Here is a 12,369-nt window from a genome sequence, read left to right on the forward strand (position 1 = left end):
CGGTAAGCCAATCGGACGCTCTGCGACGGCGGTTTTACCGAACGCAATGTTGACAGAAACACCGTGGCTGTCAAAGCAAAACCGTGTTCACAAGGGACGTATCGGTTTGAAGCTACAGTGACTTTAGGTTCTCGATGAGGAGCTGAACGACGATCGGCTCGGGCAGGTAAATTATCTCTCCGTCGAGCGCCGAGGGCTGAAAGCTGGCGCCATCTCGTCCGACGCCGACACCCGCCAGCCTGGGGTGGCGGGCCTGCGAGTTCGCGTGGGCGGATGACAGGCCCACCCGCACGGCAAGCGGCTTGCCGGCATCCTCCGGCGGAATCGCGAGCGAGAGCGTCCAGCGCGACAACATCACGGGGTTTACGAAGGATTCGACGTTCTCGGGCACGCGCTGGGGCTGCACACCTAGGCTGGTCGAGGCGACGACCAGCCCGCCTATGAGCGCGGGCATCGGCCCCGACCCACGTGGATCAAGGCGCTCGAGTTCGGCGACGATCAGCGGCGCCTGCGCAAGGTGGTCCATCGGGAGGGCGCGCGTGTCCCCGATCAAGTCGGAGAGGACCTTGAAGGGCTGCCCCTGGGAGACACCGTCCATTTTGTCCAGCATCGGCGCCCGCCCGCGGTAGGCGGGTCCTGTGACCGTCACCTCGATCGTCGCGCTCTTCCGCTTGGCGGAGAAGCTCCAGGGCTGGTGCACCATAACGGCGTCGATCGGCACCGTTCTCGACAGGGTCCGGCCGGCTAGCGCGTCCTTCTGGTAGCGCGCCAGGACGAGCTTCACCGCCGCCTTGTAGGCTCCGGTCGGCTTCAGCTCGATGTCGCAATACCAGCGGCCGTATCCCGTGTGGAACCGGGGTTCGATGCAGGCGAGGGCCACCTGCGCGGTGACCCTCGGGTCCTTATCGTCCTTCCAGATCACGGTCTGGTCCGGCTTCTCGCCGCCGATCTGGTCGGCAGAGAGGTATGTCGCGTCGTCCTCGGACAGGCCGTTTTGCATCCAGAGCCTGTGGCCCGGCACGCTCGTGCCGTCCCCGCCCCAGCGACTGACCTGCGCGTCAGCCCAGTCGGGCAGCAGCGCGGCACCAGGCTGCCGGCATACGATGGCGAGCTTCTCTCCGGGTCCGGACGCAAACCAGTCGCCGTCCAGCCAACAGCGGTAATTATGGATGAGCGAGGTCTCGGACCCGTCCGCGGAGGTGCGCAGCACGCGTTGATAAAAGGTGCCCTTGTCCCTGGTCACGTAGGGTGCGGGGGGCCGCCGCGTGGCGGGCATGTCGATCCGGAAGACGCCATCGATCGCCCAATTGCCGCGCTCGATCGCGGCGCGGCAGGCGTCCCGCGAGGCGGACTGCTTCAGGTATGTCGTGTCCTCGGACGGCTCCGCTGGCTCGGGTATGGCGGGTCCCCCGGGCGTGGGGGCCATGCCCGCGGGCGGCGGAGCGGGAGCGTCGGGCGGTGCGAACCGCGACCGCGCTACCAGCCGGACCGCGAGGACGCGGTGCTGGTCGCAGTCGAAGTCGGCGCTGAGGAAGCGTGGCTTCCTGGAGGAAGACGGACCGCCGGCCGGCGACGGCGGATGGTCTTGCAGCAGCAGGTCGATCTCGTTGATCCGGCGCAGGTAGGCCTCGGCGCTCTCGCCGATGCCGATCTCAGGCAGTTCCAGGGACTCTATCGAGAAGAGTCTACGGAATTGGGTCGGCGTCTTGCGTTCGAACAGGTTGGACTGCTCGACGCGGCCGAATACCTCGGGCTTCGAGTTGCGGAACACGCGGTCCTTGGACGCGACCTCGACCCAGAACGCCTCCGCCCACACCTCGCCCGTCGACTTCCGGTCCACGTGGATGTGCCCGGTCGCGTAGATCTTGGCCGCGTCGGGGACGTCGGCGCCGTTGCCCTTGAGGACGACGGCTTCCCACGACGTCGCGTCGGTCGCGCGGAACGCGGCGAGCGAGACGGTGACCGAGGGCTTGTCCAGCGACCGCGAGACCGGGTGCTCGATGCTGATCGCGGTGACGTCGCTGAGCGACGCGACCCGCTGGTTGCGTACGAGCGCCCCGTAGAGTTCATGGCTGGACCTGCTACCCGGTTCGAGCAGCGCGCCGATCCCCAGTGCGGTCGACCAAGCGCCTTCCGTCGCCGCGGCGATGGCGGGGTTGGCCTGGAACGCCTCCGGCGTCCGGTTCGACCACAGTTCCAGCCTCAGCGAGTCCGCGGGCGCCACGTCGATGCAGATGGTCGGGCAGTTGATCGTCCGCCCCGACGGATGGGGCAGCTTCAACGGGAACGGCTGTCCGTTGCGTATCGTGCTCACGCCGTCCCTCCCCAGTGCACGAACCTCGACGCGGATGGGGACGACCGACCCCGCGTCCATGCCGCGCGGCGTGGCTGGTGGGAAGAAGGCGGGGTCCGACTTCAGCGTCGAGGCATCGATGGCCTGAGAGGGTGTCGACTTGTCGCCCTTCAGGAGCGCGCCGACCGTGCGCAGCGTCGCATCGATGAAGTAGGGGGTGAGCGGAGGGTCCGTCGGTGGTCGCGCCGTCTGCATGACAAGCGCCACCGTCGCGGGGCCGTCCTTGATCGTCGGGAAGGCGCCGGTGGCGGCGTCGTGAACCAGGTAGCGGTAAGCGCCAAACTTCGCCCGGTCGGCAGCCTTGTCCCGGTCCGGCTTCGACGCGGACAGTGGGTCGAACTGGCCTTGGATCTCGGCGAGGTCGAACCCGACCAGCGGCGACGCGAGCCAGCGGACCTTCGTGTCGTTAGACCCCGTCCTGACGATGATCCTGCCCACGTTTTCGCGGTCGGCCGGATCGACGCCTTCGCCGCCCACGAAGCCGTCGGGGACGAGCAGCGTCGGAGCCGGCGCCTTCTCGACCAAGCCGAACTGGTAGCCGGGATCGGGCGAGTTCCGGCTGGTTGCCAGCATCCTCCCCAGCTTATCGTCATCGCTGCCGAGCGCGAATTCACCGACCCGCGCGGCCGAACTCGGCACGCTGGAACCGTTCAGCTTCCTTGCTCGCAGCATAAATCGGTAGTGGCCGAATATCCGGAGGATGGGGCCCTGCCGTATGGGGTCGAAACCGTAATCGACGCCGAGGCCCTGGTGCTCGCCCGACGCCTTCTGCGCCTCCGCGATCTCGCCGGAGGGTAGGCCGAGCGGACGCCCTGTCCACGTGAAGACAACCTGCGACACGGACAGGTGCCGGTCGGCCGGCTTGCTCGGATCGCTCGACGGAGCCGTCCAGGTCCGCGCGAGCGGCGACACAAACCCGTCGTTGCGCGGGGTTCGGTAGACCTGCCTCAGGTTTTCGTCCAGCGCGTCTAGCGCGTGGTATTCCACCGTTCGCGCGCAGGTGGGGAACACGGCCCCGTTTGGGGCGACCACGTCCACGCGGTAGCCGTCGACGAGATCCTCGGCGAACAGCACCCGGTCAGTCGCGATGGAGGCTTGCCGCTTCTCCGCGGCCTCGGCCACGTTCTTCGCGCCGAGGTCGAGTAGCATGAGTCCGCGCGTCCTGAACCCGGTCGGCTCGCTCGGCACGTCCGCCGCGAGCGCGCCACGGAGATATGCCTTGCGCGTCGCCTCCTCAGAGCGCTTGCGCGAGTAGTAGGCGGCGATCCCGTCGATTGATGCGATCTGGAACCGCCGTGTCCAGCCATAGGCCTGCGGCTCGACGAACCCGTCCCGGAGAGGCAGCGCAGCGCCGATCGTCGGAGTCGTGGGAGCCGCGCCGTCGAATGTCGCCTCGGGGCACGGCTCGAAGAGCGCGGCTCCGGCCGAGCGGAGCTCGAATGCCGTGAACAGGGCAAGCGCGGAAGGGGCCAGGGCCGCCGCCCCGCCGGTCGCGACGGCTTCGACTGCGATGACCCCCTTCAGGTCGCCAGCGCCGGGAGGGAATGCCGCACGGAGCGCGCTTGTGTCGAGCGGGATATCGGCGATCTGACGGGCGAACTTGCGCAGCGCGGGATGAGCCTGCAGCGCGCCGATGACCTGGTGCGCGTATTCGAGCTTCTGATCTAGCGCGTCCGGGTCGGCGTGATCGACCTTCAGGTCCTCGTTGTTGCGCATGGCCTGCTCGAAGTCGGCGTCGTTCTGTTCTGCCGTCGTCGATCGCGCCGCGGCACGTGCCGCGCTGGCGCCGCCCGCCCTCAGCAGGACCTCCGTCGTCTGGGGATCGAGCGCCCGCGCGAAGTCGGCGTCGAGGGTAGCCCCCTTGGCCATTCCCCGGGGCAGCGGTTGGACGGCGCTCTTGGCCAGGTCCACCACCGCGGGGGCCGGGATCGGGGGCGAGCTCAGGGCCGACCACTTCAACGCGCGCGCGATGCGGACCAGCGGGTCGTTGGGATCTCGCGCGGCGCGCAGGGCAAGTCCGCTAAACTCCTGGACGAGGTTCTTGCCTCCTTGCCGGACCGCGTGGGAAGCGAACGCCGTGGCGAACTCCTCGAGCGTCCTGTCGATGGCGCCTTGGTGGAGGCGCGAGTAGTCGTATCCGTTCACCTTCGTGTCCGGCCCGGTCGGGACCGCGCTCCCGCCGCCGTTCAGGAGCGAGAGGTAGGCGTCGAGGTCGGCTGGATTCTGCCAGAGGCGGCTCCACCAACTCTGGGCATGCGGGGATATGCTGGCCGTCTGGTCGTCCTCGAAGGCCTTCCCCGCCGGGACGGTTCCGACCAGCTTGAGGGCGGATTTCGACGGGCCCGCCCAGACCTGGAAGCTCAGTCCGGGCACCTGCGTCGGCCACTGCCCGAGGTCGACGGCCGGTCCGGGTGCGGGATTGGCAGGATTTGGGACGGCTGGCGTGAGGATCACGCTTAGACGCAGCCTGAAGCGATCGGCGCTGGCGAAGCCGTCGGGGACGGAGGTGCATTCGACGGTGCAACTGGTCATAGTCCGGGCCAATCCGCAACGAAGTTGTCACGATAGCAGAGCCATTCCCTGGTTTTGTCGGGCAGCGGCGGGCATGCGCCCGCGGTGAGCAGCCTGGGCCGGGAGGGCGAGTTGAAGGAGCGCGCGCCATGGTTCTTATCGAAGGCGTATGTCGCCGTGACGCCGTAGCCGACCTTCACGAAGCCGACGCGGAAGCTGAACCGGTAGGTCGCGGCGCCGGTTACGTTGCCGACCTCGTCGTGGACGACCTTCACCTCGAAGTTCACGCTGATGCCGAAGCAGGCTATGTGCCCCTCGCCGATCGCGTGGACGAAGCCCTCAAGCCGCGTCTTGCCCCCTTCCGGCGTCGTCGCGTGCATGAGGTAGATGCCAGCCGATACGCTCGCGTGACCCTTCAGCGGCCCGAACTGGAGTGCGCGCGCGGCGCCGAACTCGAGCTGGATCTCAAAGGCGACGACTGACCCCGCCGTGGTCGTGAGCGACACGAAGCCGGCACCGTAGTAGGCCGGGGCGACAATTAGGCCGCACGGCGCCTCCCGGCTGGCCACAGCAAACTTCGCGATCGCCTCGCGGCGGTCGAAGAACAGCGAGAGCGACGCGTCGAAGCCGAAGTTGGTGATCTGGACGCCGCCCAGCTCGATCAGCTCCTTGCTGTATCGGTAGCCGACCTTGAGCCCTTCCAGGGCGCCGACCGGTTCGCAGTATATCTTGTTGCCGTCGTCATCGCCGAGCAGGCACGACAGCTTGTCGAGGAACATAAGGCCCGGACCCGGCGTGACCTTTGTAATCTTGGTGTCGAACTTCGGCACGCCGCCGGAGAAGGTGAACTTCGTTTCGCCGAACTCGATGGTGACGAGCAGCGGCGATTCGAACAGGTTGAGGGCAAACTGGTCGACGCTGCCCGTGACTGCGACCTTCCGGTCGGACGGGTCGAGCAGGTCGACCACTACGCTCGTGCAAAGTTTGAGCTTCTTGTCGCCGAGGGGCTCGAAGATCGAATCTTTCTTGAGGCCGCCCGTCCACTCGTAGGTGAGGTTCACCTTGGTGGGAATCAGCTGGCGGATCGCCTCTTCCGCCGCCTGCCGGACCGCGGCGAGGTCGAAGATGCCGCCGATCTGCCCGGTCATGATGGCGTTAAAAAAGTTGAGGATTAGATTTACCGCCTCCGCCAGTCCGAACTGGCCGGCGCGCCACCTAGCCATGAGCTTGTCGAAGTCGGGCGTCCCGCCGGCCGTGGCGAGGTTCTGCAGTACGTCGAGGTCTGCTTTGATCAGGTCGCGCGCCGCGACCAGCCGCTTATAGACCTTCTGCGTAAACTGCTTGACCAGGTCGGGTGCCCCGTCGAACACGCCGATGGCCTTGTTCGCGAGGTCGAGGGCCGTCTGGTTCAATGCGATCAGCGGATTGGCGACTCCCGCGATGAGGTCGTCGCGCACCTTAGCGACGTCGTCGACGAGTTCGGTCGTGAGGCTCGAGAAGTCGCTCGCGAGGTTTAGCAGCCGCCTTTCCGCCTCCGCGAGCCGTTGCGAGGCCTTCGCCGTCGCGATGAGGTCCGCCAGCGTCGCGTTGACCGCGTCGTCGGCCTGCTTCCGCAGATCCGCCGCGGCGGCAATCACCTCGGCTTTGAGGGTGGCGACCCGGGTGCCGACGACGGGGACCGTGTCGAGCCAAGCAAGGCGCTGACCCAGCGTGACGACCCGCGCCCAAGTCAGGTCGGCCGCCGTCAGGACTAGCCGCCTCCGCACTTCGGCGATGGCGGCGAGCGCGTCCGCCAGTTCCCCCTGCGGTAGCGCCGCGTAGTTCGTCACGAGGTTGCGCATCGCGTCCACGCAGGACTGCAGCGCTGGCGCGAGCGACTCGCGGGCCGTCGACACGCGGGAGATCAGGGTCGCGATCTGCTGAGGCTGCCCCCTGCAGATGTCGTCGAGCTTCAGGGCGGCGATGGAGCCGCGCACTGTGTCAAAGGTGGCAAACGCCGTTTCGACGCCGGTGACGGCGGTCCGGAGCCGCGCGCTGGCCTGGCGGGCCGCCGCCGCGGCCGGCGAGTTCGGAAGCCCGGGGATGTCGAGGTCGGGCCACGCCTTCCTGATGGCCGTGAAGGTCGCGGCCATGTCGATGGAGGATGGCACGAGTTCCAGCGCCAGCCGGCAGAGGTCCTCCAGATGGAACACGCCGCCCGTGGCGAAGCAGGCGGCCGTTGCGTTCTGGCGCGCCGCTGCGATCAGGATGTCCAGTTCCACCATCGCCTCGGCGATGTCCCGCAGCAGCGTTGCCACTGCGCGGGCGGCCGCCTCGATCGCGGCGCCTTCGAGCTCCGTCGCGCTGTCGACGATCGACTGGACCGACGCCAGCACCTTGCGGAGCGGGACTGTGAGCGCCATGCCGAGAACGGACTGGGTGACCTCCGGGGCGGCGGCGCCGGGCGACTGGAGGATAGCTTTCACCCTGGGCAGCAGCGTGGCGGTGGTGTCGGTCGCCAGCGGTGGGACCCCCGTCAACGCCTCGAAGAACCAGGGGGACTTGAGTGCGCCCGACTGGTCAAAGCAGGCCGACGAAATTGCTCCGGCGAGCTTGTCGACGGCGACGTCGATGAGCTTCTTGCTCGCGTCCCTCAGCGCGTCGTGGAGCTTTGTCCCGAGCAGCGATTGCAGCTCGTCGACGTAAGCGCGCAGTTCGGCCATGCCCGCCCGCAGCGGTTCCGGCGAGGGGTTCGCGATCACCGCGTCGACGGCGGCCTTGACCGAGCGCCATTGCCCGACGAGCCCGGTCGCCCAGACAATCGGATCCTTGCCCGTCTGGTCCTCCTTCAGCGCCTTGGCGAAGTCGGTCAGCTGCTTGTGCAGTTCCGGGTAGAAGCGCTTGACCGACACGTCGCACGGCGCCGGTGCGCCGGGCGCGCCAGCGAAGATCCGCTTCAGGTTTATGTCAGCTTCCTCGATCGCGCCGTCGATAAGGGCCGCGACGTTGGTGGCCGCGGTCCGCAGGGCCGCCAGCGCGGCGCCGTCCCCGAGCGCGTAGTCGTATACCTCCTTCAGCAGCGGCTGAGTGTCGATGCCGGCCGCCTCGATAACGCTCGCCAGGTCGACGACGCCGAGGAGCTTCGCGCCGTTGAAAAAGCTGGCCGGGTCGAATTGGTTGGCGGCAATAGGGGCGAAGTTCCACGGCGCCTGAGCGTCGGAGCCTATCGGCGGGTCCCCACCGGGTGCGGTCAGCGCGCTCGCGCCCCCGGACGCTCCCTTCGACTTGGCGCCGAGGACGACGTTGTCGCGCGTCACGCCCGACACGTTCGTCGGCGTCCGCAGCACGCCGCCCGAGAGCCGGCCGTTCCCACCGACGTCCATCAGGCTTTCGTCGAGGTAGCTTAGGTAGAGTTCGGCCCGGTTACTCGACTTGTCGAAGCCGTGCCGGACGTAGGTGCTATTGTAGCCGACGCGCTTGAGACCTTGCGGGGAGCCCATGATCCGATCGAGCGGCGGCACCGAGATGCTGGCCTCCTCCATGACCGGGTAGAAGGGAGGCTCGTCCGCCCCGTTCATGAAGGTGTCGAAGGTGTAGGGTGCGTCGGCGTCCGCCCGCTGGCCGCCCGGATCCTCGGGCAGCATCCTCGGTCGGGCCTTCAGCAGGATATGGTCGGTTTCGAAGCTTGTGCTACCGAGCCTGTTCTCCGAACCCGTTCCTCCGGCCGCCTGCTTCGGCGGCGCGAAGATCGTAACCGCGCCATGGTGGTCCTCGAAGCGGTCCGCCGCGTCGAGCGAGTTGTAGTAGCGGATGACCTCGCGGACGCTTCCCGGCTTGTTCGCGTCGAGGTTCGAGACGAACAGCATTGGCAGCGTGCGGTGCGTGGCCTGGTCGTCGGCAGAGAACTCGAATCCTAGCCGCCCGCCGGTCTTTAGCATCGGCCAGAATACGCGCGGCGGCTGCTCGCCGTCCTCCGGGAAGGAGCAGCCGGGCGGCTTGGTCGCCGTGGTCAGCGAAGGCAGCGTCATTCCCGGCGGCGGGTCCATCTGGCCACCGTCCAGTTCCGGCGTGCGCTCCCCGAGCAGCCGCGCGCTCGAGAGCGGGATCTCGCGTCCGCCGAACGGCTGGTAGATGCCGGGATAGGCCTTAACGACGGGCTTCGGGATCAGGTAGTAGCCCGTGATCAGGGGCATCATCGCGCCGTGTTCCCTGAGTGCCATCGGTTCGCGCGCAGTGATCTTCACCAGCGCGACGCGGAAGCCGTAAGGGAACAGGAAGCCCTTGTAGACGACCTGGGCGAGGACGTCGCTGCCCAGGCGGGTCCGGTGGAGGTAGCGCTCGACGGAGAAGGCGTTCTGGAAGAACGGGTCGGCGTCCTTCGGCCGGCTGTAGGGGGCGACCGGTTCTGCCTGCCACTCGGCGTCTAAGTCCGCGCCAAAGCCAGTGAGGCGGGCCTTGAAGTCTTTGAAAGGCGCGGGCGAGAAGACGCCCTCCTGCACGACCAGCGGTCCGTTGGACAGGCTGCCGGGCGCGGGTAGGCCGACCGGATCGATGATCTTCCAGGTGTCGTCGACGCGGCGGACCCGGCTGTTCGGGACGTCGACGCCCTGCACCGTTATCGCGCGGAGCCCAACGAGGCCGAAGGCGGAGGACTGCAGCGCGATCTCGATGCGGTCCTGTCGCGTCGTCGATGCGGGGAACGGGGGGGGGATCGGGCACGTGCCGCCAAACAGGAAGCCGGGCTCCAGACCGTTGGCCCAGATGGCGCGGACGACGGCCGACTTCGCCGTCGTCTCCTTCGGTGCGTCTTTCGCGAAGACATCCGGCATGGGGGCCACGTCCAACTCGGCCGTCCACAGCGCCGGAGGCGATTCCGACCCGGTGCTCGTGCGGAAGCGGGCGGTGGCGTCTGGCGCGAAGTAGAGGCCGGTCACGAGCTCAAGCGACGTCTCGTCGGAGAATGGTTGGACGAGCGACTTGGCCACGAGGTCGCGTGCCTGCGCGCGCACAGTGCCGGCCTGCTGCTCCGTTTCCCGTTTGATTCCGACGAGCGCTAGCTGCTCCTCGACGGGGCGCTCGTTGATCGCCCTTGGCGATACAACGAGCTTGAGGCCGTTCCAGTCGGTCAGCGCGTCCGCCTCGAGCTGGAAGGTTCGCGGGGCTTCCGGCTGGAAGACGACACGGCTGGCGCCGGCCACCTGCGTCCGCGCGATCAGCGTGGGCGGGCCGCCCGGGAACCACATCGAGTTGCCGCTCGACCCGAACGGCCGCCGGGTGAAGGGCGTAAGTGCCGTTGTGCTCCAGAGGGACTTCACCCAGGCCACCACGCCCGTCGCCAGCGGCGGCGAGAAACACTCCTCCTCGAGGTGCTGCGGGTTGAACCTTATCCCGCGCTGCGCGCCGGCCACCGCGACGAGCTGGGACGTGTCGCCGATCTCAAGGCGAAAGTTGTAGAACATAAGGCCTAGGTCAAGAGCGTCGGCGCTCCGCCGGAGACGGAGGACCGGGGAATCGACCCTGATGCCGGAGGCCCCCTGCCTGTGCAGCCATACGCTGACCGCATCGTCCTCTCCGAGATGGATCCGGTTCGGGCTGGCAGCCTGGCCGCAAACGCCGATAGTAAGGCTCGCCTCGACCCCTGTGGTGCCCTCGGCGCTCCAGATCGGCGATGAACGGTTGAGCCCTGGTTCGCCGACCTCGGGCCCGTTCGCGCTCCACTGCACCGACCGGAAGTCGGCCTCGAAGCGCGTGCTTCCGCGGCCCCGGGCGTGGAGAACGAACAGTTCGACGGGCAGGTCGATCTGTCTTTGGCCATGGAAGTCCGCATAGTAGCAGTCCTGGCGCAGCCTGATCGCCGCTGCGAAGCGCTCCGCTTCGACGTAGAAGGGCCGCGCGCCGCGCTCGACCTTCAGTCCCCGCGACCTGACAGCGCCGTTCAGGACCTGGAGGAGCTCGGTCCCGGCGACGTGGATGTCGCGGCCGTAGGCCTCGTCTCCGTAGCGGATTCGAGCTCCATCGCGCCCCGCGGACGCCCCCCGCCAGCGCAGCACCCAGCGCGTTGAGCTGGAAGACACATGGTCCAGGACGACGCTGCCAGCGCCTTGGGGAAAGAACAGCCGCAGGATGCGGCCGCCGATGCTGCCAAGTTTCCAGCCTTCCTCCGGTTCCTTGAGCTCGACGCGGTCGAGCTTCAGCCGGGAAATAGGGCGCGCGCCTTTCAGGAGCTTCTCGACCTCGAGGTCCAGGTCGGCGTCGTCACGCATGGCTTCGAACGCGAGGTTCGCAGCCCGGCCTTTTCCGGAGTCGGTTCCAGCATACGAGAACGCCGCCTCGACCTGGAAGGCGAACGGCGCCGTCAGCGTCGCCTTGAAGGCGTCGCCCGGCCGCCCGAGCCGGATGATGGCGCCTCCGTTGTTGGTGAGCCTGAACTCGATGCCCACGCCGTGCACGCTTCCGCTCCAGTCGGCGATGGAGACCGTCTGCTTGGGGCCCCCGAAGGACGAGAATGCGAGGTTGTCGCCGGTGATCGAGATTGCGAGCTGGACACCGATGTTGGTACCGGCAACGAGGCCCTTCACGACGAGGCGCTGGCCGTTCGCGTCCACCGCGATCCGCCCGCCTCGGGAGACATCGAAAAGGCGGCCGTCGATGCCCCAGAGCTTCGCGGTGCCGCGCCTTAGTGCGTAGTCGCCGCCCGACTTGACGAAGTTGGCCGGGACGGGCGCGGCGAGCGCCGGGAGCGGCAGCTCGGCGCCGACGCCCAGCGTCGCCGCGCCGGCGACGAATGTCCTTCTCGTGAGAGCCGTGCCGAGCGTCGATCGCGAATCGCCAGTGCCGAAGCTCCGCTTGCGCATACCTCCACCTCCCCGAAGGAAGGCTATCACGGAAATTTCCGTCGTAAAGCTTCGCTCGCGCGATCCGGACTGAGTTCGAAAGGGCTCAGGTCGAAACTTGACCTCTGCTTCGCGAGAGGTCAGCCCAAGCTCAAGTCGATGCGCAACCATCGTACCGAGCTGGAGGAGCTACTGAGCTTTCGCCTGAGTACCGAAGGACCTGGGCAAAAATAATTGCAAATATAGTCATCATCGAACGGCCTCTAACAATGCCGCGCATCGCACGCACGGCAGCTTTCCGCTTCGACAGGCTTGAATGCCGACTGGCGGACAAGTCCTTATCTCGGCCGCTTAGGCCGGTCACCATCCCGTCCCAACGAAGGGCAGCTTTCGGGCGCGGCCATTCCGCCGCTTAGAGGCCGGACTGGGCGTCCTGCTGCCGCCTGACCGCGCCGCGGAACGTCTGCTCTGGAGCAAGCAGAGATAAGCCCCGAGCAACGTGGTTGGGTCGGAAGCGGCCGCATGCCGCGTATCAAACCTTATCGCCACCTGCGATCTCGACGTTGCGCGCGAGACCGAAGCGCGCAGAAAAGGTCACCCCTGCTGCCAAAGCTTAAGTGTCCGTCCGATAAGGGCACGAGAGGTTGAGTGGCCTGGGCTGAGATGATTCCAGGAGGGTGCTGAAACCTGATC

At 67.4% G+C, this 12,369-nt stretch carries 2 protein-coding genes; both read right to left on the reverse strand.

The window, feature by feature from the left end; genetic code table 11:
- Positions 1 to 112: 112 nt before the first annotated feature.
- Positions 113 to 4,885 (reverse strand): hypothetical protein, encoded by a 4,773-nt coding sequence (locus D3272_RS09430; RefSeq protein WP_129218893.1) that lies wholly within the window; start codon positions 4,883 to 4,885, stop codon positions 113 to 115.
- Positions 4,882 to 11,697 (reverse strand): hypothetical protein, encoded by a 6,816-nt coding sequence (locus D3272_RS09435; protein WP_129218894.1) that lies wholly within the window; start codon positions 11,695 to 11,697, stop codon positions 4,882 to 4,884. The genes D3272_RS09430 and D3272_RS09435 overlap by 4 nt, the downstream gene beginning before the upstream one ends.
- Positions 11,698 to 12,369: the final 672 nt, after the last annotated feature.

The organism is Lichenibacterium ramalinae (genome assembly GCF_004137085.1).
Taxonomy (GTDB): Bacteria; Pseudomonadota; Alphaproteobacteria; order Rhizobiales; family Beijerinckiaceae; genus Lichenihabitans; species Lichenihabitans ramalinae.